We start from the raw sequence: 25,070 nt of genomic DNA on the forward strand, positions 1-25,070 counted from the left end.
TCAGACGCTCACCTTCCCGTCGCTCTCCCTGCTGGCCGGAATCGCGCACTCCGCCGGGTCTCCGGAAGGTTGTGCCGCCGCCAGGGCACGGGCCCTGCGCCGGGCCAGCGGGGTCGCCAGCGCGGTCAGCGCGATGAACGCGCCGATGGTCAGCAGCACGATCGTCGCGCCGGGCGGCACGTCCTGGTAGTACGAGGTCACGGTGCCGCCGATGGTCACCGTGATGCCGATCGCCACGGCGATGGCGAACGTCGCCGCGAAGCTGCGCGTCAGCTGCTGCGCCGCCGCCACCGGCACCACCATCAGCGCGCTCACCAGCAGCAGCCCGACCACGCGCATGGCGACCGTCACGGTCACCGCCGCGGTGATCGCAGTCAGCAGGTTCAGGGCGCGCACCGGAAGGCCGGTGACCCTCGCGAACTCCTCGTCCTGGCTCACCGCGAACAGCTGGCGGCGCAGCCCGAGCGTGACGAGCACCACGAAGGCGGCGAGCAGGATGATCGCCGTCACGTCCGACTCGCTCACCGTGGACAGCGAACCGAAGAGGTACGACGTCAGGTTCGCGTTGGAGCCGTTCGGCGCGAGGTTGATCAGCATCACGCCACCGGCCATGCCGCCGTAGAAGAGCATCGCGAGGGCGATGTCGCCGCGGGTGCGGCCGTACCAGCGGATCAGCTCCATCAGCACCGCGCCGAGCACCGACACCAGCGTCGCCATCCACACCGGCGACCAGGACAGCAGGAAGCCGAGGCCGACGCCGGTCATCGCCACATGGCCGATGCCGTCGCCCATCAGGGCCTGGCGGCGCTGGACGAGGTAGATGCCGACGGCGGGGGCCGTGATGCCGACCAGGACGGCGGCGAGCAGCGCCCGCTGCATGAATTCGTAGTTCAGGAAGTCCATCAGCTCAGCAGTCCCGTCCGGATCGGTTCGGCGTCGTGAGCCGCGTGCGGGTGTACGTGGTCGTGGCCGGGCAGCGCGTGCTGGCCGAGCGCCTTCGGGGGCGGTCCGTCGTGCATGACGCAGCCGTCGCGCAGGACGACCGCCCGGTCGATCAAGGGCTCCAGGGGCCCCAGCTCGTGCAGCACGAGCAGGACCGTCGCACCGCCCGCGACCTGCTCGGTGAGCGTGTGCGCGAGCACTTCCTGGCTGGCCAGGTCCACGCCCGCCATCGGTTCGTCCATGATCAGCAGCTCGGGTTCGGAGGCCAGCGCGCGGGCGATGAGCACCCGCTGGTGCTGGCCGCCGGACAGGGCGTTCACGGAGTCCTTCACCCGGTCCGCCATGCCGACCAGCTCCAGGGCGTGCCGTACGGCCGCGTGGTCGGCCTTGCGGAAGACGCCGAAGCGGGTGCGGGACAGGCGGCCCGAGGAGACGACCTCGCCGACCGTGGCGGGCACCCCGCCGGCGGCCGTCGTGCGCTGCGGGACGTAGCCCACCCGCGCCCAGTCGCGGAACCGGGCCCGCGCGGTGCCGAACAGCTCGATCTCGCCGGCGCTGACCGGCACCTGGCCGATGACGCTGCGCACGGCCGTCGACTTGCCGGAGCCGTTGGCGCCGAGCAGGGCGACGACCTCACCGCGGTGCACGGTGAGGTCGATGCCGCGCAGGACGGGGCGCGAGCCCAGCTCGGCGCGGACGCCGCGCAGCGAAATGACGGGCTCGGTCATGCCGTCCTCCGTAGGGTCGATCATTTGGCTCCCAGGGCGGTCTTCAGGGCCGCGAGGTTGGCCTCCATGACCCCGAAGTAGTCGTCGCCCCTGGACTTGTCGGTGATGCCCTCCAGCGGATCGAGCACGTCCGTCTTCAGGCCGGCGTCGTCGGCGAGGGTCTTCGCGGTCTTGTCGGACACGAGTGTCTCGTAGAACACGGTGGTCACACCGTCCGCCCCGGCCTCCTTCTGGAGCTCCTTCATCCGGGCCGGACTCGGCTCGCTGTCCGGGTCGACGCCGGTGATGGCCTCCTGCGTCAGGCCGTAGCGCTCGGCGAGGTAGCCGAAGGCGGAGTGGTTGGTGAAGAAGACCTTGGAGCGGGTGTCCTTCAGGCCGTCCGCGAACTCGGTGTTCAGCGCGCCGAGCCTCTTGACCAGGGCCTCGGTGTTCTTCTTGTAGTCGGCCGCGTGGTCGGGGTCCGCCTTCTCGAAGGCCGTGCCGACGCCCTTGGCGATCTCGGCGTACTTCACCGGGTCGAGCCAGACGTGCGGGTCGAGGGCGTGCCCCTCCTCCTCGGAGTGCGATTCCTCGGAGTGGGCCTCCTCGCCCTCGTGGTCGTGCTCGACGTCGCCGTGGTCCTCCAGCTTCGTGAGGGTGGCGGCGTCGATCTTCGTGTCGAGGCCGGACTGGCCGATGGCCTCGTCCACCGAGGGCTGCAGGCCCTTGAGGTAGAGGGCCGCGTCGGAGTCCTCCAGCTGGGCCCGCTGCCGGGCGCTGATCTCCAGGTCGTGCGGCTCCTGGCCGGGCTCGGTGAGGCTGGTGACCTTCACATGGTCCTTGCCGATCTGCTCGGCGAGGAAGGCCATGGGGTAGAACGACGCGACGACGTCGAACTTGTCCGTGTTGCCCGCGGCGGCGCTGTCCGAGGAGCAGGCCGTCAGGGTGCCGATACCGACTGCGGTGACGGCCGCGAGGGCGATCCCGGATATGTGAGGTCGTCGTACGTTCATGACAGTCATTTTCAGCGAAGTTGGAAACGGTTGTCAACAAGCGTGAGCGGCCGTCCACAGAGGGCTACCGATTTGATTGAGGGGGAGTGCCCGCCGGTACCCTGAAGCATTCGCTGTGAAGCGCCTCGCTTCGTCGCCCGTCGTCGTAATGAAGAGAGCACCGTGGCCGCCGACAAGATCGACACCATCGTCAGCCTGAGCAAGCGCCGTGGCTTCGTTTTCCCTTGTAGTGAGATCTACGGCGGCCAGAAGGCCGCCTGGGACTACGGGCCGCTGGGTGTCGAGCTCAAGGAGAACCTCAAGCGCCAGTGGTGGCGCTACATGGTGACGTCGCGCGAGGACGTCGTCGGGCTCGACTCGTCCGTGATCCTGGCGCCCGAGGTCTGGGTCGCCTCCGGCCACGTCGCCACCTTCACGGACCCGCTCACCGAGTGCACCTCCTGCCACAAGCGGTTCCGCGCGGACCACCTGGAGGAGGCGTACGAGGCCAAGAAGGGCCACCTCCCGGAGAACGGCCTCGCGGACATCAACTGCCCGAACTGCGGCAACAAGGGCCAGTTCACCGAGCCCAAGCAGTTCTCGGGTCTTCTCTCCACCCACCTCGGCCCGACGCAGGACTCCGGCTCCGTCGCCTACCTGCGCCCCGAGACCGCCCAGGGCATCTTCACCAACTTCGCCCAGGTGCAGACCGCTTCGCGCAAGAAGCCGCCGTTCGGCATCGCCCAGATGGGCAAGTCCTTCCGCAACGAGATCACGCCCGGCAACTTCATCTTCCGCACCCGCGAGTTCGAGCAGATGGAGATGGAGTTCTTCGTCAAGCCGGGCGAGGACGAGAAGTGGCAGGAGTACTGGATGGAGCAGCGCTGGAACTGGTACACCGGCCTGGGTATGCGCGAGGAGAACATGCGGTGGTACGAGCACCCGAAGGAGAAGCTCTCCCACTACTCCAAGCGCACCGCTGACATCGAGTACCGCTTCCAGTTCGGCGGCAACGAGTGGGGCGAGCTGGAGGGCGTCGCCAACCGCACCGACTACGACCTGAACGCCCACTCCAAGGCCTCCGGTCACGACCTCTTCTACTACGACCAGGAGGCCCAGGAGCGCTGGACGCCGTACGTCATCGAGCCGGCCGCCGGTGTCGGCCGCGCGATGCTGGCGTTCCTGCTCGACGCCTACGTCGAGGACGAGGCGCCGAACGCCAAGGGCAAGATGGAGAAGCGCACGGTGCTGCGCCTCGACCACCGCCTGGCGCCGGTGAAGGTCGCGGTGCTCCCGCTCTCCCGCAACCCCGAGCTCTCCCCGAAGGCCAAGGGCCTCGCCCAGGCGCTGCGGCAGAACTGGAACATCGAGTTCGACGACGCGGGCGCGATCGGCCGCCGCTACCGCCGTCAGGACGAGATCGGTACGCCGTACTGCGTGACGGTCGACTTCGACACGCTCGAGGACAACGCGGTGACGGTGCGTGAGCGTGACTCCATGAAGCAGGAACGCATCTCCCTGGACCAGATCGAGGGCTACCTGGCCAGCCGCCTCATCGGCTGCTAACCCGCACCACGATCGCCGCACGGTTCCCCGCGCCCCACGAAGGGCGCGGGGAATTGTCGTTCACAGGTCCAGATCGGCGTAGAGAGCGGCGTGATCGGAGGCGGCGTCGGCGCTCGACTTCACGGTGTCGAAGGACTTGATGCCCTCGGCGTGGATTCCGCGCGTCTCCAGGGCGACGTGCTGTACGCCGCTGAACACCTGCGGCGACATGAGCAGGTAGTCGATCTTGCGGCGTGGTGAGTCGCAGTCCCCGAAGGTGCCGGGCAGTCCCCGGTAGGCCGGGTGACTCATCGCGTCCTGAAGGCCGGTCGTAAGGAGCGCTTGGGCGGGTTCGCTGTCGGGGGAGTCGTTGAGGTCTCCGGCGACCACGACCTGCGGCGAGCGCTTCAGGGCGGCCTGGTAGATCTCCGCCACCCGCCGGGCCTGGGCCAGTCGCAGTGCCGGGTCGTCCGAGCTCTTGCTCTTGAGGTGGTTGCCGAGCAGCCACAAGGGCTTCTCTCCGCCGAGATCGATCTCGAACTCGGGGCAGTCCCGGCTGAACAACGGCCGGTTGTCGTGGCGCTCGAAGAGGTGCGGCCGTATCGAGGTGATCGGGTGGCGGCTCAGGACTCCGATGTCGATACCGCGGATGTCGTTGCCGTCGATCAGCATGCTGTACGGGTACGGCTTCATCTTCAGGGCCCCGTCGAGGATCTGCTCGTTGAAGCGTTGCAGGGTGAGCCGGTCCTCCACCTCGACCATCAGCAGGATGTCGGCGTTGACCTCGGCGACCACCCGGCCGGTGTTCTTCACGGCGTCCCCGCCCAGGTCCTCCCGCACGAGTTCGGCCCAACCCGTCCAGTTTCCACGGCCGTTGGCGACGACCCGTACCTCGAAGTCGGCGCTGCCCGGCTCTCCGAAGGTCTGGAAGAGCTTGGCTCCGCCGATACGGGTCTGGTTGACGAAGATCGGCGGAGGGTTCTTCGGGTTCGTCTCGTAGGCCCGGTGCTTCTGGACGAGTTCGGCGATCCGCAGCTTCTCGTCCCGCTCGTACCTGGCCAGGTCCAGCAGCGACACCAACTCGGCGAAGTCGGCCAGGATGCGGCGCCGGCGTTCGACATCGGGGATGCCGAGGGCCTTGGGGCGGCGGAAGAGGTTCTCCGCGTTGAAGGTGGCGATACGAATGGTCATGGCGCCTCCTCTGCGGTGGCGCAGGGCCGTCCACGGAGCCGGGGGCAGGCGCCACCGGGGGCTGCTCGCCCGACACTTCGATTCTCCGGCCATCGCCCAACCGTGTCGAACGGAGCGGTGATTGGTCCCGGAACCGGGTGGGCGATTGGCCTTGTACGGCTCCGCGGTGGGCCCGGCAGGCTGGTCCGTATGAGTCTCGCCTTTCTGCTCACCACCCTCGTCGTCGTCGCGACTCCCGGTACCGGTGTCGTCTACACGCTCGCCGCCGCTCTGTCCCGTGGGCGGCGGGCGAGTGTCGTCGCCGCGTTCGGCTGCACCCTCGGGATCGTGCCGCACATGGTGGCCACGATCACCGGCGTCGCCGCGCTGCTGCACGCGAGTGCGACCGCTTTTCAGGTGCTGAAGTTCGCGGGCGTCGCCTATCTGCTGTACATGGCGTGGGCGACGGTCAGGGACAAGGACGCCCTCGTGGTGGACGAAGAGCCCGCGCCGCTGTCCGTGGGGCGGGTGATCGTGCGGGGCGTGCTGATCAACATCCTCAATCCGAAGCTCACGATGTTCTTCTTCGCCTTCCTGCCGCAGTTCGTGGACCCGGCGGAGGCGAACGCGCTGCCCCGCATGCTCGTGCTCAGCGGGGTGTTCATGGCGGCGACGTTCGTGGTCTTCGCGGCGTACGGCGTCCTCGCGGCCTCCGTGCGCAGCCACGTCACCTCCCGGCCCCGGGTGATGACGTGGCTGCGGCGGACCTTCGCCGGGTCGTTCCTGGCACTGGGCGCGAAGCTGGCGGTCACCGCCCGCTAGGGGCTCCGCCGGGCGCGCCGTTGTTCGGCTGCGGCGCCGTGGGGGCTGGTCGCGCAGTTCCCCGCGCCCCTCAGGCGTGCAGGGGCCCGGCGTTGGTGGTGTCGGCGTTCCAGGTGGATCAGGAGCGGTCGGCTGCCGAACAGGCTGAGGCGTTGGACGTGGACCGGGGACAGGCCGACCGTCAGGGCGTGAGCGAGGCTGCTCGGGTCCGGCAGGAGTGCGACCGCGCGGCCCTCGTCCGGTCAGGACCCTGGCGAGTTCGTGCCACCAGCGCTCCGGATGCCCGGCGAGGCGGCCGGCCGCGTCGACCTGCGCGCCCCACGGCGGGTTGCACAGCACGCGGTCCACGCTGCGGTCGGCGAGGGGGAGGGCCCCGGCGTCGCCGCGCCGGACCGTGACCGGCAGCGGGCCGGCGTTCTCCCGGGCCGCCCGGCGCGCGGCCGGATCGAGGTCGAAGCCGAGCAGGGTGGTGCCCGGCGCCGTGTGATGGGCCTCGATCAGCAGCGTGCCCGCGCCGCAGCATGGGTCCAACACCCGCTGTCCAGGGCGTAGTTCGGCCGCCTGGGCCATGGCGGCGGCGACCGGCGGGTGCAGGGTGCCCGGGATCGTCGCGTTCTTGTAGGCGCGCCGGTGCGCGGGGCGCCGGCCCAGACGCAGCAGCAGGGTGGCGTCGGTGCCGTCCAGGGTCAGCCGCCAGCCGCTGTGGCCGGGCGGGGGTGCCGCACCGTGCCGGCGCGAGTGGTACGGCAGTCCCGCCCGCTCGGCCAGCACCCGGCCGACGGTGTCCTCGATGTCGTAGCGGTTGTACGTCCTGCGGCCCAGGAAGGACGCCGAGATCTCGATGCCGTCGCCGAAGCCGGACGGGCCGCCCAGGGCCCGGCGGTCGCGGGCCAGGTCCGCCAGGTCGAACTCGCGGGCCAGGGCGGCCAGTTCGGGCAGGTCGCTCTTGTGCGGGCCGATGTCCGGCCGGCGGTGGGCCGACAGGAGGACATCGTCGGCGGTGCGGAGCCGAGGGGCGATGTCGTCGCCGGTCACCCGGAAGCCCACCTCGCGGTGGCCGATCCGGTCGATGGTCGCGGAGTGCGTCCGCAGAATCTCGGTGCCGAGGGCGGATTCCAGTCCGCGTACGCACCGGGCCACCAGGAACACGCGCGGTGTGCGCATGATGCTGTCTTCTCCCACGTCGAAGCCCGGGACGGTGGAGGACCGTCCCGCATCGCCGGCGCCGGGGTGTTCCGCGTCGTGCCGACGGAGCGGCTAGCGGAGGGGGAAGAAGTACGTCGTCATCATGATCGCAAAAGCGTACCAGTCGGTCGGGTTTCCGTGAGAGCCTGCGGCATGGCCATCATTCACCACACCACCCTCAAGCCGACGAAGCTGGAACTGCTCACCGCGTGGCTGCCCACCCGCCCGTGGTACGTCGGTGCCGGTGAACCCCGGCCGGTCAAGGCCGGTGGCTTCCGGCTGGACGACCCGGAGGGCGAGGTCGGGATCGAGTTCATGGTGGTGACGGACGACTCCGGTCCCGAGACGGTCGGCTATCTGGTTCCGCTGACCTATCGCGGCGCTCCTCTCGAAGGCGCCGAGCACGCCCTGGTCGGCACCATGGAGCACGGGGTGCTCGGGCCGCGCTGGGCCTACGACGGCTGCCACGACCCGGTGCTGGTCGACCGGTTGTGGGCGCTGATCGAGGGGCGGGCCGAGGCTCAGGCGCAGAGCGTCACCGACGCCGTCGACCGGGAGGTCACCCGCTCCCACGCCGGTGCGGGCCTCGGGCCGGGACAGGTCGCAGCCCCGGTCGTCGAGGACTCGGCGAGCGGCACCCTGCTGGCCGCGCCGGACGGCACGACCCTGCGGCTGCACCGCGTCCTGCGGCCCGCCCCGCAGGGTGCCCCGCTGCAGCCCGAGGGAGCCTCCGGCCATGTCGGCGGCGCCTGGCAGCTGCCCGACGGCACCCGTGCGCGGGGCCTGTTCGCCGCCCTGTACACCGACGGGCGGGGCTGAGGGCAGGCGTCCCGAGGCTGCGTGAGATGGAACTGTCCGACGGGGTGATCACCCTGTCCCCGCTGCGCACCGCCGACGCCGAGGCCCATCTCGCGGGCGAGGACGAGCAGTTGGTCCGCTGGCTCAGCGGCGGCCCCGGCACGCGCGAGGGCGTCGACGCCTACATCCGGCACTGCGCGGAACAGTGGGCGACGTCCGGCACGCTGCGCGCCTTCGGCATCCGCGCGGGCGCCGACGGGACGCTCGCGGGCACGATCGACCTGCGCTTCGCTGCGGAGGGCCTCACCCGCGGCCAGGTCAATGTCGCCTACGGCCTCTATCCGGCGTGGCGGGGACGCGGCCTGGCCACCCGCGCCGTCCTCCTGGTCTGCCGGTACGCGGCCGGCGTGGGCAGCAAGGAGGCCGTGATCCAGGTGGAGCCCGGGAACGCGGCGTCCATGGCCGTGGCCCGCCGGGCGGGGTTCACGCCCGGCGGGCAGAGATTCACCGATGACGGCACGCTGCTCGACCGGTATGTCCGGGACCTGCGTGCCCCCGGCGTCAACGGCCCTGCAACGACCTGACGTTGTCGCCGAAGGTCCAGTTCTTCGAGCCGTCCCAGTTGATCGACCAGGTCATCAGGCCCTTGAGCGAGGTGCCGTAGTGCCGCCAGGCCTGGGCGACGAGGGACGGTGACATGTAGCCGCCGCCCGCGCCGGACTGCGCGGGCAGGCCCGGCACCTGCTTGTCGTAGGGCACCTTGATGGTGGTGCCCTGCACTACAAGGCCCTTGTTGAGGCAGTCCGTCTGGGCGGTGAAGCCGGCGACGGTGCCCGCCGAGTAGGAGTCGCCGGAGCAGCCGTACATGCTGCCGTTGTAGTACTGCATGTTCAGCCACCACAGGCGGCCGTTGTCGGCGTACTTCTTGATGACGGGCAGGTACGCGCCCCAGATCGAGCCGTAGACGACGCTGCCGCCGGTGACGTACGCCGTCTCCGGGGCCATCGTCAGGCCGAAGTTGGACGGCATCTGCGCCAGGATCCCGTCGATGATGCGGATCAGGTTGGCCTGGGACGTGGAGAGCTGGCTGATGTTCCCGCTGCCCACCAGGCCCGTCTCGATGTCGATGTCGATGCCGTCGAAGTTGTACTTCTTCAGGATCGGCACGATCGTCGCGACGAACCTGTCCGCGACGGCCGTCGAGTTGAGGTCGATGCCGGCGGTCGCGCCGCCGATGGACAGCAGGATCGTCTGGCCGGACGCCTTCGCCGCGCACATCTCCGCGGGGGTGGCCACCTTCACCCCGCTGTCCATGCCGTCCTCCCACAGGGCCGTGCCGTCGGAGCGGATGACCGGGAACGCCGCGTTGATCACGTTGTAGCCGTGCGCGGCCATGCGGGAGTCGGTGATCGGGGTCCAGCCGAAGGGCGGGTGGACGCCGTTGGCGGCGCCGTCCCAGTTCTCCCAGTAGCCCTGGAGGACCTTGCCGGAGGGCTTGGGCTTCACCGCGCAGGTGTCGGCGGCTGACGCGGGGGACGCGGCGGGGAGCTGGGCGAGACAGACGGTCGCCAGAGCCGCGGTGAGCAGGCTGAGGGCGCGGCGGAGCATACGGGGCCTCCCGGTGGGGGTCGGGGCGCGCGATGTCGTAGGCATGACAGTGCTCGTGGTCCAGACCTTTCGTCAATAGGTCTGGACCACATTGGGTGGCCGAGAACCGTGCGGACAGGTATGGAATGACAGATATTGAAATCTGTCAGCTGTTAGGGCATGGTGGAGGCATGACGATGCAAACCCGCTCCCTCGGAATCACCGGCCCCCGGGTCTCCGCCCTCGGCCTCGGCTGCATGGGCATGTCCGCGCTGTACGGCGACGCGGACCGGACCGAGTCGATCGCCACCGTCCACGCCGCCCTCGAAGCGGGCGTGACACTGCTCGACACCGGCGACTTCTACGCCATGGGCCACAACGAGATGCTGGTCGGCGAGGCCCTGCGCACCGCACCCGCCGGCCGGCGCGAACAGGCCCTGGTCAGCGTGAAGTTCGGCGCCCTGCGCTCCCCGGACGGCGACTGGTCCGGCTACGACGGCCGCCCGGCCGCCGTGAAGAACTTCGCCGCCTACTCCCTCCAGCGCCTGGGCGTCGACCACATCGACGTCTACCGGATCGCCCGGCTCGACCCCGACGTACCGATCGAGGAGACCGTCGGCGCGATCTCCGAACTGATCGAGAAGGGGTACGTCCGCCACGTCGGCCTCAGCGAGGTCGGCGCCGACACCATCCGCCGCGCCGCCGCCACCGCCCCGATCGCCGACCTCCAGATCGAGTACTCCCTGATCTCCCGCGGCATCGAGGAGTCGGTCCTGCCGACCACCCGTGAACTGGGCATCGCCATCACCGCGTACGGCGTCCTGTCGCGCGGGCTGATCTCCGGCCACTTCGCCCGCGACCGGCAGCTCGCCGCCAACGACTTCCGGGCTTACTCACCCCGTTTCCAGGGCGAGAACCTCCAGCACAACCTCGACCTCGTCGAGGCCCTGCGGAAGATCGCCGAGCAGAAGGGCGTCTCCGTCGCCCAGATCGCCATCGCCTGGGTGCTCTCCCGCGGCGACGACATCGTGCCGCTCGTCGGCGCCCGCACCCGCGAGCGGCTCTCCGAGTCGCTGGGCGCGCTGGACGTCACGCTGGACCACGCCGACCTCGCGGCGATCGAGCGGGCGGTCCCGGCGGACGCCGCGGCGGGCGACCGCTACCCGGCCCCGCAGATGGCCCACCTGGGCAGCAAGTGACCAGGCCCCTGCCAGGTACGGTCTAGGGCATGCCACCGACGCCCCAGACCCTGACCGCCGAGCGCATCCTCGAAGCCACCGAGGAGGTGCTGCGCCGCCACGGCCCGGCCAAGGCCACCGTGGTCGACGTGGCCCGCGCGCTCGGCGTCAGCCATGGCAGCGTCTACCGGCACTTCCGTACGAAGGCGGCGCTGCGCGAAGCGGTCACCAAGCGGTGGCTGGACCGGACCACCCAGGTGCTCGCGGCCATCGTCGCGGCACCGGACCTGGACCCGGAGACCCGGGTGCGCAAGTGGCTCGCGGCGCTGTTCGCCGCCAAGCGCCGCAAGGCGTTCGACGACCCGGAGCTGTTCGCCACCTACACGGTGCTGACCACCGAGACCGCCGAGACGGTCGTCGGCGAGCACATCGCCGAACTCACCGGCCAGCTCACCGAACTCGTGCGCGCGGGCGTCGCCGCGGGCGCCTTCACCGCCGAGGACCCGGCCGCCACCGCGGGCGCCCTGTTCCGGGCGACCGACCGCTTCCACGACCCGCACTACGCCCGGGAGTGGGAACAGCCGGGCGTGGAGCGCGACTTCGAGGCCCTGACGGACCTGCTGCTGCGCGGGCTGCGGGCCCGCGGCTGAGCCGTCACAGGGTGTCGAGTGCGCCCGTAGTGCGGCCGAGGAAGGTGACCGGGCCCGGGTCCGGGACGGCTATCTCGTGGAAGCCCAGCCGGTCGTAGAACGCCCGCGCCGGGGTGTTGGCGGTGACCATCGTCAGATGCACCGCCGGGACCCCCTTGTCCCCGAGGGCCTTGAGCAGGGTGCGCATCAGCGCGCGCCCGTGGCCGCGGCCCTGCCAGCCGGGCAGCAGGTCGATGTGGAGATGGGCCGGGTAGGCGGCGACCTCCGGGACGAGCATCCGCTCCGGGTCGTGCAGCAGCCCGGCCAACTCCTCGTCCGGCGTACGGGGCGGCCCCTCGGGCCGGGGATACCGGCCCGCGGCCGACGGCAGCCACCGCGTGCGGAACGCCGCCACGAAGCGCGGGGTGTCCGCGGTGCCCACGACATAGCCGACGGCCCGCCCGTCCCCGTCGTCCAGGACGAACGCCAGGTCCGGCTCAAGCACGGCGTACGGGACCGCGAAGGCCGCCGGGAAGATGCCGGGGTCCCGGTAGTGCGGCCGGCTGTCGCCGCCCAGGTGCGCCGTGCGGACGCAGATGTCCTCGACGGCCTCGCGGTCCCCGGCCCGGTAGAGGCGGATGAGGCTCATCCGTCGGTCTGCGACTCGGCCGGGTCCACCGTGGCCTGGTGGGCCTCGGCCAGATGCTCCTCGGCCTTCAGCCAGGGCAGGAACTGCGCGCCCTTGCGCCAGCCACAGGTGTCGCATCTGACCGTGCGCTGCGTGCCCCTGCGGAGTACCCGTACGACATGCTCTCGTCCGTGGTGGTCCCAGCGGCTCACCTTGCTCGTGTTGATCTCCAGCATGACGCCTCCAGCGTCCGAGGACATCGAGATTCCATGCGCGGCGCCGCGCAGCAAGGAGTGTGCAGCAAGACCAACATCAACAGGGACTCCGGCCCGGCGAGTTGACCAACCTGTGGCCACACCCTCACAACTCGATCAGGAGATCGTGCGCGGCAGACGCAGGCTGAGCAGGCCCGTCAGCGCCACACCGGCCAGCTGGACCAGCAGCGTCGTCACCAGGGCGTCCCGCATGCCCGCCCCCGGGACGAGGGAGAGGAACAGCGTGCCGAGGGTCGCCACACCCAACGCCAGCGCCGACTGCTGGGTCGTGATCATCACCCCGCTGCCCACGCCCGCCCTGGCCGGCGGCACCTCGGAGAGCACGATCCGGAAGACGACCGGGAGTTGGAGGGCCTGGCCCGCACCGGCGATCGCCGCGCCCGGCAGCAGTCCGAGCAGGCCGAGGTCCGGCCAGGAACGCCAGGCGGCCAGGGCTATCAGTGCCACGCCGACGCCCTGGATCGCGGCACCGGCGGTCACGATCCGGGTGCCGTACCGGGCCACGAGCCGCGGACCGGCGAGCGAGACGAAGAAGAACGCCACCGCCATCGGCACCAGCGCAAGACCCGCCCCGACCGGACCGAGTCCCGCACCCTGCTGCAACGCCACCGCGATCACGAACATGAAGCCGCTGAAGCCGATCGAGAACGGCACGATCATCACCAGACCGCGGCGCAGCGACAGCAGGGCGAACAGACTCGGCGGCACGAGCGGCGTACGGCCCTTGCGGTCCGCCCCGCGCTCCACCGCGTAGAACGCCGCCGCCACGAACGGGAACGCCGCCAGCGACAGCCACGTCCACAGCGGCCAGCCCGCCGCCCGGCCCTCGGTGAGCGGGGCAAGCAGCGCGATCAGGGCGGCGGCGAGCAGGACCGTGCCGGGGCCGTCGAGCGGCTCCGGGTGCTGGGAGCGGGTCTCGGGGACCGTGCGGGCGGCCAGGAACAGGCCGACGAGGACGACGGGCACGTTCACCAGGAACACCGAGCGCCAGCCGGTGCCCCAGACGTCCGCCGCGACCAGGACGCCGCCGAGGATCTGCCCGGCGACCATCGACAGGCCGGCCGTCGCGCCGTACAGGCCCATGGCCTTCGCCCGGCGCGGGCCGCTGGTGGCCGCCTGGATGGTGGCCAGCACCTGCGGCAGCATCGCCGCGGACGCCGCGCCCTGCGCGACCCGCGCCGCGACTAGCGTCCACGCGCTGGGCGCGAGGCCGCACGCCAGCGAGGTCAGCCCGAAGGCCGCCATGCCCCCGAGGAAGAGCCGTCGCCGGCCGAACAGGTCGCCGAGCCGCCCGCCGAGGACGAGCAGCACGGCGTACGCCAACCCGTAGCCCGCCACGACCAGTTCGAGCACGGCCTCGCTCGCCGCGAGGTCGTGGCCGATGGTGGGCAGGGCCACGTTGACGATGAAGAAGTCGATGAGGGGAAGTGCCGCCGCGAGCAGCACCGTGAACAGGCCGAGGCCACCGAGCGAGGGCGCCACCGCGGTGGCCCGGTCGGCCTTGTGCGAAGTGATGGTTTCGGTCACGCTCACCAGGCTGCGACGATCCTGAGACTGGTACCAGAGTGTCCTTATCCTGGTAGCGGAACCACCTGGAAACAGGGTCGGGGAAGCGGCAGGCTGGAGGGATGACGACCATGGCGCAGCAGACGACGGCGACCGCGGACGGCTCGCACGGTACGGCCGCCTCGGCGGTCCGCCGCCATGAACTCGCCGCCTTCCTGCGTCACCGCCGCGAGCACATCGCCCCCGAGCAGGTCGGCCTGCCCCGCGGGAGCCGACGCCGCACACCCGGCCTGCGCCGCGAGGAGGTCGCCCACCTCGCCGCGGTCGGCGTCACCTGGTACACGTGGCTGGAGCAGGCCCGCGACATCCAGGTCTCCGTCCAGGTCCTCGACGCCCTCGCCCGCACCCTGATGCTCGACCCCAGCGAGCGGTCGCATCTTTTCCAGCTGGCCGGCGCGGTGGACCCCACACCGGCGACGGCCTGCCCGTCGGTGACGCCCGCGATGCGGGCCGTACTGGAACAGCTGGAGCCGTATCCGGCGTGCCTGCAGAACAGCCGGTACGACATCCTCGCCCACAACCGCACCTACGGCCTGCTGCTCTGCGACCTGGAGGCGGTGCCGCCCGAGGACCGCAACTGCATGATCCTGTCGTACACCAACCAGGACTGGCAGTCCTCGATCGTGCACCTGGAGGAGACCCAGCGCCTCATGGCCGCCCGCTTCCGGGCCGCCATGGCCGGTCATCTCGGCGAGCCCGCCTGGAAGATGCTCCTGGGACGCCTGCGCACCGAGTCCCCCGCGTTCCGCGAGGTGTGGGAGCGCCACGAGGTGGTGTCCCACCGCAGCAAGCGCAAGGAGTTCCTCAACCGCCACGTCGGCCGAATCCTGGTCGACCACACCGACCTGTGGCTGAGCCCGGACGTGGGCCCGAGGATGGTGACCTACGTCCCGGCGGACGAGGAGTCGAGAGTACGTCTGGAGAAGCTGCACGAAATCGCCCTCAAAGGGGCGCGGGGAACTGCGCGACCAGCCCCCACTCACCGATAGCCGCCGAACTACGCGACAACCCTCGACGCATCGCGAATCTCAGGTGCCGCCAGCGTCTCGGCCGCACGTTCAGCCGTGCCCCGCGCCCACCGCCCACTCGTGACCAGGCCCACGACGAGAACCAGAGCCCCACACCCGGTGAGCACCCACCACCCCGGACCGGCGGCGGCCACGAACGACTCCTTGTACGAGGACGAACCGATCCCCGCCGCCAGCACCGCCCCGATCACCGCCACCCCCAGCGTCTGCCCCAGCTGACGGCTGGTGGAGGCGACGGCGGCCGCGACCCCGGCCTGGGCCCGCGGCATCCCCGACACCGCCGTATTGGTGATCGGCGCGTTCACGAACCCGAACCCGATGCCGAACAGCACGTACCCGAGCAGCAGCGTGACATTGGACGTCTCCGCCTCGAACAGCGCGAACAGCGCGCAGCTCGTCGTCATCGCGACGCCCGCGACCAGCAGCGGCAGCCGCGGCCCCCGGCTGCCGACCAGCCGCCCGGACAGCGGCGCGCACAGGAACATCGGCGTCGCCATCGGCAGCATCCACAGCCCCGCGTGCAGCGCGTCCAGGCCGCGCACGTTCTGCAGGTACAGCGTCGACAGGAACAGGAATCCGCCCAGCCCGGCGAACGCGCCGATCGCGATCACCGTGGCCCCGCTGAACGGCGCCGACCGGAAGAACCGCAGGTCGATCAGGGGCTCGGCACGGCGCGGCTCGTACCAGAGGAGGCCGAGCAGGGCCGCCGCCGCGACCCCCGCGAACGGCAGCACCGAGCCGAACCCGGCGTTCGGCGCCTCGATGATCGCGTACGTCAGCGCGCCGAACAGCGCGATCACCAGGAGCTGGCCCACGGGGTCCAGCCGGCGGGCCTTGGGCGCCCTGGACTCGGGGACGAAGCGGAGGGTGAGCAGGAGGGCGGTCAGGCCCACCGGAAGGTTGACCCAGAAGATCGCGCGCCAGTCGACCGCGTCCACGAGCAGACCCCCGACCAGCGGTCCCGCGGCCATCGAGATGCCGACGACACCGCCCCACACGCCGATTGCCCGGGCCCGTTCACGCGGGTCGGTGAAGGTGTTGGTGATGATCGACATCGCGACCGGGTTGAGCATCGAACCGCCGACCGCCTGCACCATCCGGAAGACGATCAGCGAGTCGAGGGTCGGTGCCGCCGAGCACAGGGCCGAGCCGATGGTGAACAGGATCAGGCCGGTCATGAAGACGCGTTTGCGGCCGATCCGGTCCGCCGTGGAGCCGGCCAGCATCAGCAGCGAGGCCAGGACGAGGGTGTACGCGTCGATCGTCCACTGCAGACCCGACGTGCTCGCGCCGAGATCGCGCTGCATCGCGGGGAGGGAGACGTTGAGGGCCGTGGTGTCGAGGCTCACGATCAGCAGGCTCATGCAGCAGATCGCGAGGACCAGCACTCGGCGGCGTGGGCTGAGCTCCGGCATCCTTGAATAGTACGCCTAACTAATGAATTTAGCCGCACCCGGTCCGGTACGTGAGAATGGGTGGATGCCCACGACCGCCTCGCCGTTGCAGATCGGCCCCCACACCGTCCAGCCGCCCGTCGTCCTCGCCCCCATGGCCGGGATCACGAACGCGCCCTTCCGCACCCTGTGCAGGGAGTTCAGCGGCGGCAAGGGGCTGTTCGTCAGCGAGATGATCACGACCCGGGCGCTGGTCGAGCGCAACGAGAAGACCATGCAGCTGATCCACTTCGACGCGACCGAGAAGCCGCGCTCGATCCAGCTGTACGGCGTCGACCCCGCCACCGTCGGCAAGGCCGTCCGCATGATCGCGGAGGAGGGCCTGGCCGATCACATCGACCTGAACTTCGGCTGCCCGGTGCCGAAGGTGACCCGCAAGGGCGGCGGCTCCGCGCTGCCGTTCAAGCGGAACCTGCTGCGGGCGATCCTGCGGGAGGCCGTCAGCGGGGCCGGTGACCTGCCGGTCACTATGAAGATGCGCAAGGGCATCGACGACGACCACATCACCTACCTCGACGCCGGTCGGATCGCCGTCGAGGAGGGCGTCACCGCCATCGCGCTGCACGGCCGCACCGCCGCCCAGCACTACGGCGGCACCGCCGACTGGGACGCCATCGCGCGCCTGAAGGAGCATGTGCCGGAGATCCCCGTGCTCGGCAACGGCGACATCTGGTCCGCCGAGGACGCGGTGCGGATGGTGCGCGAGACCGGCTGCGACGGCGTGGTCGTCGGACGCGGATGCCTCGGGCGGCCCTGGCTGTTCTCCGACCTGGTCGCGGTCTTCGAGGGACGTGCCCAGGACATCGCTCGCCCTACGCTGCGTGAGGTCGCCGACGTCATGGTCCGGCACGCCACGCTGCTCGGCGAGTGGATCGGCGACGAGGCGCGCGGTGTCATCGACTTCCGCAAGCACGTCGCCTGGTACCTCAAGGGCTTCGCGGTCGGCTCCGAGATGCGCAAGCGCCTCGCGATCACGTCCTCGCTCCAGGAGCTGCGCGGCGGTCTCGACGAGCTGGACCTCGACCAGCCCTGGCCCTCCGGTGCGGACGGGCCCCGCGGCCGTACGTCCGGCAACAACCGGGTGGTGCTGCCGGACGGCTGGCTGAAGGACCCCTACGACTGCGCCGGCGTCGGCGAGGACGCGGAGCTGGACACCTCCGGGGGCTGACGGGCCGGCCGGGTGCGGTCCGGCGGGGCTACTTCGACGGGTTCGGCGTGGAGCCGTAGGCCGTCAGGAAGCGGTCCCGGAAGGAGCTCATCTTCCACACCGGGGCCTTGGACGCGGGCTGGAGGCCGTCCGTCCAGTTCCAGTCGGCGATCTTGTCCAGCACCTTCGGGTCCTTCGCGACGATCGAGATAGGCACGTCCCGGCTGGCCCTGACGCCGCTGACCCGGGACATCGGCTGGTGGTCGCCCAGGAAGACGAGGACGGTGTCGTCGGTGCCGTAGCGCTCCAGCCACTGGGTGAGGCTGGTGACGGAGTACGAGACGGACTTGCCGTACTCCTGCTTGGAGCGGGTGGAGTCGGAGATGATGTCTCCCGGCTTCACGCCCGCCTTCTGGATGGACTTGAAGACCGAGCCGTCGCCCAGGTCGTCCCAGTCGACCATCTTCGGGATCGGGGCCCAGGGCTGGTGGCTTGAGGTCAGGATGATCTCCGACATCAGGGGCTTGTCGCGCTCCTTGCCGTGCACCTGGCGCTGGAAGGCTTCCAGGGCGTACTGGTCGGGCATCGTCGACCAGCTGAACTTCGGTCCCTTGTAGCCGAGTTGGAAGGCGTTGTAGACCTTGTCCAGGCCGTAGTACTTCTGTTCCGGCCAGCTCTTCTGCACGCCGGGCATCACGCCGACCGTGTCCCATTCGCCGGTCTTCTTGAAGACCTTGGTGAGGCTGAGGTGGTCGCTTGCCATGACCGTGCGGTAGCGCTGCTGGTTGTCGATCCACAGGCCGGACAGGGTGGTGGAGTGGCCCAGCCAGCTGTTGCCGCCGAACGTCGCCGACGTCAGCCAGCCGCTCTTCGCGTGGAAGCCGGCCTTCGCCAGGGCCTTCGTGCTGGTGTCGAGCGTGTTCGTGACGCCGGGGGCGATCTCCGGGTCCTCGATCGCGCTGCGGCCGTAGCTCTCGATGAAGGTGAAGACGATGTCCTTGCCGCGCAGGTCGGGGACGAGCTGGGCGGGCGGTGTGCTGCCGAAGGTGTCGGCCTTCGCGTCCTTGGCGAACTGTGCCTCGTCGCGCAGGGTGTCCAGGGCGCGGTGGGCGTGCACCTTGACGACGCCGGCGGTGTGGTCGGCGGCGATCGGCACGCCGGCGATCTGGACGCCGAACGCCGTGCAGGTGATCCAGACGGTGCCGGCCATCAGGGCGCCCTTGGACGCGTTCGCCTTGTGCCGGGCCAGGAGGTTGGCGATGTGGACGGTGGCGAGGGCGACCAGGGTTATCAGGACCACGGCGAGGAGTATCGCGCCGACCGTGAGCAGCACCGCGGTGGATCCGCCCATCGAGTCCTGCATGTACGACTGGGCGTCGTCGAGGAGTTCCCAGTCCAGGATGATGTTGAAGTGCCGGCCCAGGTACTCGTTGAAGCCCATGTCCAGGACGTTGAGGACGGTGAGGGCGCCGAGGGCCGCGCCGGATATCGCCGCGGTGATCAGGCGGGGGCGGCGGGGGAGGCTGAGGAGTACGGCGGCGCCGATGACCGCTTCCGCGGGGAGGCGGACGAACTCCCGGAGTCTGAGGTTGCCGAGGGTGTTCGGCATCTGGAGGCAGACGTAGATGAGGGCGGCGGCGAGGAGGGCGAGGGCCCAGCGGAGGTAAGTCCGCCGCCACCCTTCGTCCGCGACCGATTCCCTCCCACCCGCCCCACCCATGACACTCTCGTCGCCGGGTGCGGGTGGCCCCAGCGGGGGCAGATCGCCGTCGGCGCCCGCGGGAGTCCGTCCGCCTGCCGAGGGCTCGTCGCCATCCGCGGGTGCGAGACCCCGGTCGTCCGCCGAAGCCTCCTCTGTGTCCCCGGGGCCGCTGGGCCTGTCGCCCGTCGAGGACTCGTCGTCGGCGGGCGCGGGATCGAGGGTCCGGGCGCCCGCCGTCGAGGGCTCGTCGGCGTTGGCGGCCGCGGCTTCGAGCGCCCGCGGGTCGTCCGAAGGCTCCTCTGCGTCCGCGGGGTCGCGGGGCCCGTCGCCCGTCGAGGGCTTGTCGGCGTTGGCGTCGGCGGCCTTGGGGTCGAGGGGGCGGTCGTCTGCCGAGGGTTGGTCTGTGGCCGTGGGGGCGTCGGGCCCGTCGTCCACCGAGGGCTTGTCGTCGGCGGCGGGCGTGGGCTCGGGTGACGCCTGGCCGTCCGTTGAGGGCTCTTCCGAGGGGTTCTTGTCGGTCGGGGCCTTGTCGGTCAAGTCGTCGTTCTTGCTGATGGATTGACGAAAGCGCGTGAAGACAGGCACCCGAAGGTCCTTCCGTGCGAGGCCCCTGCTGGAGTTGTGGCGGGCCTCGCTGGGGAGGCTGGGGGCCCGCCATCTCCTCGTACGGGCTGGCCTGCACCTATGTTCAGCCCTCGAGCCCCAGCGCTCGGCAAACACCCGGCAAACGGCGGGCCAACAGGCTCGCGGGAGCGGCGGCCGCAGGTCGCACGAGCGTGCGGCCGCCGATGGTGATCAGCCCCCGCGTGCCCACCCGACCCCGGCGACGAGAGTTGTACGGGTGGGGCGGGTGGGGAGATGTGTCGAGGGGCCGCTACGCGCCGCCCACCGCCGTCAGCAGAGCCAGTGGTGCCGCCGCCGAGCGCGACTCCCGTTCGCACGCGTGCGGATACGGCACCGGCTCCTCGTGGGTGTCGCGGCCGTACCCCGCCAGCACCTCCGGCAGCCGATGCCCCGTCGTCGTCGCCGCGTCGACCAGCGCGTGCGCCACCGTCCGGGCCTCGTCATGCAGGCCGTAGCGCGCCAGCCCCAGGCTGATCAGGGCGTTGTCGTGCGGCCAGACCGAGCCGCGGTGGTACGACAGGGGGTGGTAGGCAGGCTGACCGGAGGCCAGCGTGCGTACGCCCCAGCCTGAGAAGAAGTCCGGCTCCAGCAGCCGCCGGCCCACCAGCTCGCCGTACTCCTTGTCCAGCAGCCCGGACCAGAGCAGATGCCCGGCGTCGGACGCGAGGGCGTCCACCTGGCGGCCCTCGCCGTCCAGCGCCAGGGCCGGGAAGGAGTGCTCCGGCATCCAGAAGTCCCGCTGGAAACGGTCGCGCAGATCGCCCGCCGCCTGCTCCAGGAGCGCCGCGTACGTCAGGTCCTGCCACACCGTGCGGGCCAGCCACGCCGTGCGCCGCAGGGCGTCGTACGCATAGCCCTGGGCGCCCGCCGCCATCACCGGGCCGGCCGGCCGGGTGCCGTCGGAGGAACAGATCGCGCCGGGGGAGTCCTTCCAGTTCTGGTTGGCAAGGCCGCCCTGGTCGGCGCGGTACACCAGATAGCCGCGGGTGGTGAGGCCGCCGTGGTCCAGCATCCAGCCGATCGCGGCACGGGCGTGCGACTCCAGGCGCTGCGCCAGGGGCGTGTCCCCGGTCTGCTCCACATACGCGCCGAGCAGGATCAGGAACAGCGGCGTCGCGTCCACGGAACCGTAGTAACGGCCGTACGGCACCTGCCCGAAGTGCGCCAGCTCGCCGTGCCGGACCTCGTGCACGATCTTGCCGGGCTGACAGACCCCGTCCGGTCCCGTCCGTGCCGTCGCCTGCGTCGCCGCCAGCGCGGGGAGGGTGGCCGCGGCGAGCCGGGGCCGGTAGGGCAGGGTGAAGAGCGAGGTGAGCAGGGCGTCCCGGCCCAGCAGCGTCAGGAACCAGGGGGCTCCGGCGGCCGGTACGCGCAGTTCCTCGCCGTCGGGGCCCGTCGCCGGGACCTGGAGCGCGGCGAGGTCGGCCAGGCCCCGCGCACAGGCCGCGGCGAGCTCGGGCCAGCCCGTCGGGAAGGCCACGCCCTCGACGAACTCGCCCTCTTGTGCGAGGAGTTGGGCGGAGAGGGCCGCGGGGGAGCGGGGTACGCGCAGGGCCCGTTTGTCGCCGTGCGGGCGGGCCATCACGCGCAGCGTCAGCTCCGTCGTGCCGTGCGGGTCGAGGTCCAGAGCCCACACCAGCCGGCGGGCACCGGTCCCGGTCTCCTCGACGGCGTCCGGCGCGGGCTCGGCCGTCACCGTCGTCACCGAGCGCCACTCGCCCCGCTGGTAGCTGAACTCCACGCCGTGATCGAGGGCCTGACGGCGGCGCTTGACGCCGGACTTGGCGTAGGTGCGGTGGTCCGAGCGCAGCTCGAACTGGTCGGTGAAGTCGGCGTCGACGGTCAGCGCGAGATGGATCGTCGTCGGCACCGGACGGTTGCTCGTCACACGGATCGCGTCGATGAACGAGCCGTCCCCGACGGCCTGTTCGCGGAAGAGCGTGTACGCCGGAGGCTCGTCGCGTCCGCCGCGCGGCACCAGCACACAGCGTGCCGTGTCACCGTCGGCCACCGGCGAGAGCGTCTCGGGCACCGCACCGTCCACGGTGAGCTGCCAGCGGCTCAGATGCCTGGCGTCGCGTACGAATAACCCCTCCGGAGAGCCGGCGGCCCGTACGCCGCTGATGTCGCCGGCGTCGCCCACGGCGGCGAACGTACCCCCGTACACGAGCAGATGGTGACGGTCCGTCATCCCCGGTTCCCTCCCTTGGAGTCCATGAGTTCCTCGAAGTCGTGCAGCAGGTCGAGCGTGAGCGCCGCCGTCCAGCTGAAGCGTGTAGTGCCGCAGGCCTTGCCGGTGTACGGATCGACGTACTCGGCGAAGTCGGAGGCGACGGCGAGGTCGAGCATCGCCTCGCGCATCGCCTCGGCCCGGTCCCGTTCGCCGTGCGTGCGCAGGCCCCGCTCCAGCAGCCAGCCGGTGTTGAACCAGGCCGGGCCCCGCCAGTAGCGGTGCGGGTCGAAGGCCTCGCCCTGGAGGTCGTACGACGGGGCGAGGCGGGTGGTGCGGCCGAGGCCGAAGTGCGGGCCGTACGCCGTGCCGACCAGGGTGGCGGCGATGTCGCGCGGAAGCGTGGGCAGCAGGAGCGGGATCAGGCCGCTGACGCCGCGTTCGGGGATGAGCCCGCCCGCCCCTACGTCGTGGCAGAGGAACATCCCGCTCGCCGGATCCCACATGCGGTCGATCAGCGCCGCCGTCAGGCGTTCGGCGCGGGCGTGCCGGGCCGTGCCGGTAGCCCCCAGCTCCCGCGCGATGCCGGCCAGCGCGTGCTCGGAGGCGATGAGCAGGGCGTTGAACGCCGGGTCCTCGACGGCGAACAGGCCCGCCCGTCTCCCGCCACCACCCTCAAACGAGGCCCTTCGGGCCGCCTCAGCACTTCCGCCGTCGGCGTATCCACCGTCCCGGTAGTCCGTCGCCAGCCGGACGTACCGTCCGTAGTCCAGATCCGTCGGCCGGTCCTCCGCCGCCCCGTGGTCGAGGTCGGCCCGGCGGAAGGAGCGGGTCGGCGCGGGCGGCACGCGGCGCAGGGGTGCGTCCCAGCAGGGGCTGTTGTCCATGCCCTGTTCCCAGGGGTGCACGACCGACGCGAGGCCGGCGCCGCCGAGGTCGCGCCGGTGCAGCAGATAGCGGTGCCAGGCGGCCAGTCGGGGATAGACCCGGGTGAGGAATCCGCGCGCCCGGGACAGCCCCGGGTCGGCGCGGTGCACCAGCCAGGCGGCCAGCGCGTGCACCGGTGGCTGCACGATGCCGGAGGTCTGTACGGTGCGCGGGGCGCCCGCGTCCCGCCCCGCGGTCGAGGAACGCCAGAAGTCGGGGCTCGGGAAGTAGGCGTCGAGTGGCACGGAGGGGTTGAAGACGATGTGCGGGACGCGCCCGTCACCCCACTGGGCGTTGAGCAGCGTCTCCAGTTCCGTCTGCGCCCGTAACGGTGAGACGTGCCGGAGGCCGATCGCGATGAACGCGGAGTCCCAGGACCACTGGTGGGGGTACAGACCACGTGAGGGCACCGTCGAGGTGCCGGTCCAGTTCTCCTCCAGTACGCGGGCGGCTCCGGCGTGCGGGGAATCGGCTGCGGGCGGCGGATCGTATGCAATGTCACGGGCCGCGCGGCGGGCGGTGAGTTGGGCAGTGCGATCCACTCGGGGCTCCCCGAAAAGACGTCAGGTCGACCGGTTCGGTCGGCAACACCTTAGAGTTACGTCTATTTAACACGCAAAACCTAATATGTAATGCAAGCTTGAGAAACACAAGGGGGTGTGCATGAGCGCACGGGGTCAGGCCAGCGCCGGGGATCTGCTCGAACTGGTGCGGAGCGGACGGGCCGTCACACGCGGGGCACTTCAGCAGGCGACCGGGCTGTCCCGTGCCACCGTCGGCCAGCGCCTCGACCGCCTCTTCCGCGCCGGCTGGCTGCGCGAGGGCGCCGGCGGTCCCGTGGGCTCCCCGCTGGGCGGACGGCCTTCCATCACGCTGGAGTTCGACGACGCCCACGCCATCGTGCTCGCCGCCGACCTGGAGACCCGGCACGCGCGTGCCGCCGTACTGACACTGACCGGCGAGATCCTCGCCGAGCACAGCGGGACGCTGGTCGTCGAGGACGGGCCGGAGGCGGTGCTGGGCGATCTGGGGCGCTGGTTCGCCGAGCTGCTGGAGAAGGCCGGGCGGCGGGCCGAGGAGGTCTGCGGCATCGGGCTCGCGGTGCCGGGCCCCGTGGACAGCGAGACCGGCCGCGTCGTCCAGCCGCCGATCATGCCCGGCTGGGACGGCTACGACATAACGGGCCGGCTCGCGAGGGCCTTCGGCGAGGAGACCGGCGCGCCACCGGTACCGGTCCTCGTCGACAACGACGCCAACCTCATGGCCTACGGCGAACAGCGCACCGGATACCCGGACTGCTCGGCCTTCGTCCTGGTCAAGGTGTCGACCGGTATCGGCGCGGGCGTCGTCGTGGACGGCTCGGTCTACCGGGGCATCGACGGGGGCGCCGGCGACATCGGGCACATCCGGGTGGGCGCCGACGCCCAGTGCCGCTGCGGCTCCTACGGCTGTCTGGCCGCCGTCGCCAGCGGCCGTGCCGTGGCCCGGCGGCTGGCCGAGACGGGCGTGCCCGCGGCCTCCGGCTCGGACGTGCGGGACCTGCTCGCGTCCGGACACCCGGGAGCGGCCGCGCTGGCGCGTGAGGCCGGGCGGCAGGTCGGGGACGTACTGGCGACCGTGGTGACGCTGCTCAATCCCGGGGTGCTGATGATCGCCGGGGATCTGGCCGGGACGGCCTTCCTCACCGGGGTCCGGGAGCTGCTGTACCAGCGGGCGCTGCCGCGCTCCACCGCTCATCTGGACGTCGTGACCTCGCGGCTGGGCGAGCGGGCCGGGCTGATCGGGGCCGGGGCGCTCGTCGTGGAGCATCTCTACGCGCCCGAGCGAGTGGAAGATCGGCTGGTCGCGCTGGGTGTGTGACGGCCGTGTTTCCGTTTCGAGGTGGGGTCCGCATGGTGAAATTCCGGCGGCTGTGGCAGCGTGATTCTCGCCACCCTTGATAAGGGTTCCGCTCAGATGAGCGGATCTTGAGCGGCTGCACTTCTCCAAAGGGT

The 25,070-nt window shown here is 71.1% G+C and carries 21 protein-coding genes and 1 pseudogene; 9 read left to right on the plus strand and 13 right to left on the minus strand.

Annotated features, from left to right (window positions below):
- From CP983_RS29355 to CP983_RS29365, 3 genes are read right to left on the minus strand one after another with little or no spacing between them, the layout of a single operon-like run.
- A complete protein-coding gene (locus CP983_RS29355) occupies nt 1–903 on the minus strand; it encodes a metal ABC transporter permease (RefSeq protein WP_093745953.1) in 903 nt (300 codons plus the stop codon).
- Nucleotides 903–1,694 (minus strand): metal ABC transporter ATP-binding protein, encoded by a 792-nt coding sequence (locus CP983_RS29360; protein WP_107906655.1) that lies wholly within the window; start codon nt 1,692–1,694, stop codon nt 903–905. The genes CP983_RS29355 and CP983_RS29360 overlap by 1 nt, the downstream gene beginning before the upstream one ends.
- On the minus strand, nt 1,691–2,662 hold the full coding sequence (locus CP983_RS29365; RefSeq protein WP_107906656.1) for a metal ABC transporter solute-binding protein, Zn/Mn family: 972 nt from the start codon (nt 2,660–2,662) through the stop codon (nt 1,691–1,693). The genes CP983_RS29360 and CP983_RS29365 overlap by 4 nt, the downstream gene beginning before the upstream one ends.
- A gap of 162 nt (nt 2,663–2,824) precedes the next feature.
- Here CP983_RS29365 and CP983_RS29370 point away from each other — a divergent pair, with 162 nt between their 5' ends.
- Entirely contained in the window at nt 2,825–4,207 is a 1,383-nt protein-coding gene (locus CP983_RS29370) for a glycine--tRNA ligase (protein ID WP_107906657.1), read from the plus strand.
- A 60-nt stretch (nt 4,208–4,267) separates the two neighbouring features.
- Here CP983_RS29370 and CP983_RS29375 read toward each other — a convergent pair whose 3' ends face one another.
- Entirely contained in the window at nt 4,268–5,377 is a 1,110-nt protein-coding gene (locus CP983_RS29375; RefSeq protein WP_150502832.1) for an endonuclease/exonuclease/phosphatase family protein, read from the minus strand.
- 189 nt (nt 5,378–5,566) lie between these two features.
- On the opposite strand from CP983_RS29375, the gene CP983_RS29380 reads away from it, so the two are divergent.
- Nucleotides 5,567–6,178, plus strand: coding sequence for a LysE family translocator (locus CP983_RS29380; RefSeq protein WP_107906659.1), 612 nt, complete (start codon nt 5,567–5,569; stop codon nt 6,176–6,178).
- Between the two features lie 342 nt (nt 6,179–6,520).
- On the opposite strand, the pseudogene CP983_RS45105 reads toward CP983_RS29380, so the two are convergent.
- Nucleotides 6,521–7,342 (minus strand): annotated as a pseudogene (locus tag CP983_RS45105) (methyltransferase domain-containing protein); the annotation flags it as partial.
- A gap of 174 nt (nt 7,343–7,516) precedes the next feature.
- Between CP983_RS45105 and CP983_RS29390 the strand changes: the two are divergent.
- Both CP983_RS29390 and CP983_RS29395 read left to right on the plus strand, forming a co-directional pair.
- Complete coding sequence (locus CP983_RS29390; protein ID WP_150502834.1) at nt 7,517–8,182, plus strand: maltokinase N-terminal cap-like domain-containing protein; 666 nt, start codon at nt 7,517–7,519, stop codon at nt 8,180–8,182.
- A gap of 26 nt (nt 8,183–8,208) precedes the next feature.
- Nucleotides 8,209–8,745, plus strand: coding sequence for a GNAT family N-acetyltransferase (locus CP983_RS29395; RefSeq protein WP_150502836.1), 537 nt, complete (start codon nt 8,209–8,211; stop codon nt 8,743–8,745).
- Here the strand turns inward: CP983_RS29395 and CP983_RS29400 are convergent.
- Nucleotides 8,723–9,769 carry a chitinase gene (locus CP983_RS29400; RefSeq protein ID WP_150502838.1) on the minus strand — a complete coding sequence of 349 codons (1,047 nt, stop codon included), beginning with the start codon at nt 9,767–9,769 and terminating at the stop codon, nt 8,723–8,725. The two genes, CP983_RS29395 and CP983_RS29400, sit on opposite strands and share 23 nt — an antisense overlap.
- A gap of 170 nt (nt 9,770–9,939) precedes the next feature.
- Between CP983_RS29400 and CP983_RS29405 the strand changes: the two genes are divergently transcribed.
- Together CP983_RS29405 and CP983_RS29410 are read left to right on the plus strand one after the other, a co-directional pair.
- Nucleotides 9,940–10,947 (plus strand): aldo/keto reductase, encoded by a 1,008-nt coding sequence (locus CP983_RS29405; protein WP_150502840.1) that lies wholly within the window; start codon nt 9,940–9,942, stop codon nt 10,945–10,947.
- Between the two features lie 29 nt (nt 10,948–10,976).
- Nucleotides 10,977–11,576, plus strand: coding sequence for a TetR/AcrR family transcriptional regulator (locus CP983_RS29410; protein ID WP_150502841.1), 600 nt, complete (start codon nt 10,977–10,979; stop codon nt 11,574–11,576).
- Between the two features lie 4 nt (nt 11,577–11,580).
- Here the strand turns inward: CP983_RS29410 and CP983_RS29415 are convergent, their stop codons facing one another.
- The 3 genes from CP983_RS29415 to CP983_RS29425 all read right to left on the minus strand — a co-directional run bounded on the left by CP983_RS29415 (nt 11,581) and on the right by CP983_RS29425 (nt 13,985).
- Nucleotides 11,581–12,204 (minus strand): GNAT family N-acetyltransferase, encoded by a 624-nt coding sequence (locus CP983_RS29415; protein WP_150502843.1) that lies wholly within the window; start codon nt 12,202–12,204, stop codon nt 11,581–11,583.
- Nucleotides 12,201–12,419, minus strand: coding sequence for a hypothetical protein (locus CP983_RS29420; protein WP_107906666.1), 219 nt, complete (start codon nt 12,417–12,419; stop codon nt 12,201–12,203). Before CP983_RS29420 ends, CP983_RS29415 begins: the two co-directional genes overlap by 4 nt.
- 135 nt (nt 12,420–12,554) lie before the next feature.
- On the minus strand, nt 12,555–13,985 hold the full coding sequence (locus CP983_RS29425) for an MFS transporter (protein ID WP_150502845.1): 1,431 nt from the start codon (nt 13,983–13,985) through the stop codon (nt 12,555–12,557).
- 101 nt (nt 13,986–14,086) lie between these two features.
- On the opposite strand from CP983_RS29425, the gene CP983_RS29430 reads away from it, so the two are divergent.
- Nucleotides 14,087–15,013 carry a helix-turn-helix transcriptional regulator gene (locus CP983_RS29430; RefSeq protein ID WP_167537775.1) on the plus strand — a complete coding sequence of 309 codons (927 nt, stop codon included), beginning with the start codon at nt 14,087–14,089 and terminating at the stop codon, nt 15,011–15,013.
- An 8-nt stretch (nt 15,014–15,021) separates the two neighbouring features.
- On the opposite strand, the gene CP983_RS29435 is transcribed toward CP983_RS29430, so the two are convergent.
- Entirely contained in the window at nt 15,022–16,467 is a 1,446-nt protein-coding gene (locus CP983_RS29435) for an MFS transporter (protein ID WP_150502850.1), read from the minus strand.
- A 64-nt stretch (nt 16,468–16,531) separates the two neighbouring features.
- Between CP983_RS29435 and dusB the strand changes: the two genes are divergently transcribed.
- Nucleotides 16,532–17,674, plus strand: a complete 1,143-nt coding sequence (gene dusB / locus CP983_RS29440) for a tRNA dihydrouridine synthase DusB (protein ID WP_150502852.1) — start codon at nt 16,532–16,534, stop codon at nt 17,672–17,674.
- A 28-nt stretch (nt 17,675–17,702) separates the two neighbouring features.
- On the opposite strand, the gene CP983_RS29445 is transcribed toward dusB, so the two are convergent.
- From CP983_RS29445 to CP983_RS29455, 3 genes are all read right to left on the minus strand, one after another.
- Nucleotides 17,703–19,373 (minus strand): LTA synthase family protein, encoded by a 1,671-nt coding sequence (locus tag CP983_RS29445; protein WP_373309819.1) that lies wholly within the window; start codon nt 19,371–19,373, stop codon nt 17,703–17,705.
- An 856-nt stretch (nt 19,374–20,229) separates the two neighbouring features.
- Nucleotides 20,230–22,170: an amylo-alpha-1,6-glucosidase gene (locus tag CP983_RS29450; protein WP_150502854.1), complete on the minus strand. Its 1,941-nt coding sequence runs from the start codon at nt 22,168–22,170 to the stop codon at nt 20,230–20,232.
- Entirely contained in the window at nt 22,167–23,618 is a 1,452-nt protein-coding gene (locus tag CP983_RS29455) for an MGH1-like glycoside hydrolase domain-containing protein (protein ID WP_150502856.1), read from the minus strand. Before CP983_RS29455 ends, CP983_RS29450 begins: the two co-directional genes overlap by 4 nt.
- A gap of 121 nt (nt 23,619–23,739) precedes the next feature.
- Between CP983_RS29455 and CP983_RS29460 the strand changes: the two genes are divergently transcribed.
- The gene (locus CP983_RS29460; protein ID WP_150502857.1) at nt 23,740–24,936 is read left to right on the plus strand and encodes an ROK family transcriptional regulator; all 1,197 of its coding nucleotides are present in this window, start codon (nt 23,740–23,742) and stop codon (nt 24,934–24,936) included.
- The last annotated feature ends 134 nt before the right edge of the window (nt 24,937–25,070 follow it).

Source organism: Streptomyces chartreusis (assembly GCF_008704715.1).
GTDB classification, from domain to species: Bacteria; Actinomycetota; Actinomycetes; order Streptomycetales; family Streptomycetaceae; genus Streptomyces; species Streptomyces chartreusis.

Bases quoted from the DNA above. Each gene is read 5' to 3' on its own strand.
- CP983_RS29355 (WP_093745953.1), bottom strand. From the start codon at position 903: ATGGACTTCCTGAACTACGAATTCATGCAGCGGGCGCTGCTCGCCGCC.
- CP983_RS29360 (WP_107906655.1), bottom strand. From the start codon at position 1,694: ATGATCGACCCTACGGAGGACGGCATGACCGAGCCCGTCATTTCGCTG.
- CP983_RS29365 (WP_107906656.1), bottom strand. From the start codon at position 2,662: ATGAACGTACGACGACCTCACATATCCGGGATCGCCCTCGCGGCCGTC.
- CP983_RS29375 (WP_150502832.1), bottom strand. From the start codon at position 5,377: ATGACCATTCGTATCGCCACCTTCAACGCGGAGAACCTCTTCCGCCGC.
- CP983_RS29380 (WP_107906659.1), top strand. From the start codon at position 5,567: ATGAGTCTCGCCTTTCTGCTCACCACCCTCGTCGTCGTCGCGACTCCC.
- CP983_RS29390 (WP_150502834.1), top strand. From the start codon at position 7,517: ATGGCCATCATTCACCACACCACCCTCAAGCCGACGAAGCTGGAACTG.
- CP983_RS29395 (WP_150502836.1), top strand. From the start codon at position 8,209: ATGGAACTGTCCGACGGGGTGATCACCCTGTCCCCGCTGCGCACCGCC.
- CP983_RS29400 (WP_150502838.1), bottom strand. From the start codon at position 9,769: ATGCTCCGCCGCGCCCTCAGCCTGCTCACCGCGGCTCTGGCGACCGTC.
- CP983_RS29405 (WP_150502840.1), top strand. From the start codon at position 9,940: ATGACGATGCAAACCCGCTCCCTCGGAATCACCGGCCCCCGGGTCTCC.
- CP983_RS29410 (WP_150502841.1), top strand. From the start codon at position 10,977: ATGCCACCGACGCCCCAGACCCTGACCGCCGAGCGCATCCTCGAAGCC.
- CP983_RS29415 (WP_150502843.1), bottom strand. From the start codon at position 12,204: ATGAGCCTCATCCGCCTCTACCGGGCCGGGGACCGCGAGGCCGTCGAG.
- CP983_RS29420 (WP_107906666.1), bottom strand. From the start codon at position 12,419: ATGCTGGAGATCAACACGAGCAAGGTGAGCCGCTGGGACCACCACGGA.
- CP983_RS29430 (WP_167537775.1), top strand. From the start codon at position 14,087: ATGACGACCATGGCGCAGCAGACGACGGCGACCGCGGACGGCTCGCAC.
- CP983_RS29435 (WP_150502850.1), bottom strand. From the start codon at position 16,467: ATGCCGGAGCTCAGCCCACGCCGCCGAGTGCTGGTCCTCGCGATCTGC.
- dusB (WP_150502852.1), top strand. From the start codon at position 16,532: ATGCCCACGACCGCCTCGCCGTTGCAGATCGGCCCCCACACCGTCCAG.
- CP983_RS29445 (WP_373309819.1), bottom strand. From the start codon at position 19,373: ATGGGTGGGGCGGGTGGGAGGGAATCGGTCGCGGACGAAGGGTGGCGG.
- CP983_RS29450 (WP_150502854.1), bottom strand. From the start codon at position 22,170: ATGACGGACCGTCACCATCTGCTCGTGTACGGGGGTACGTTCGCCGCC.
- CP983_RS29460 (WP_150502857.1), top strand. From the start codon at position 23,740: ATGAGCGCACGGGGTCAGGCCAGCGCCGGGGATCTGCTCGAACTGGTG.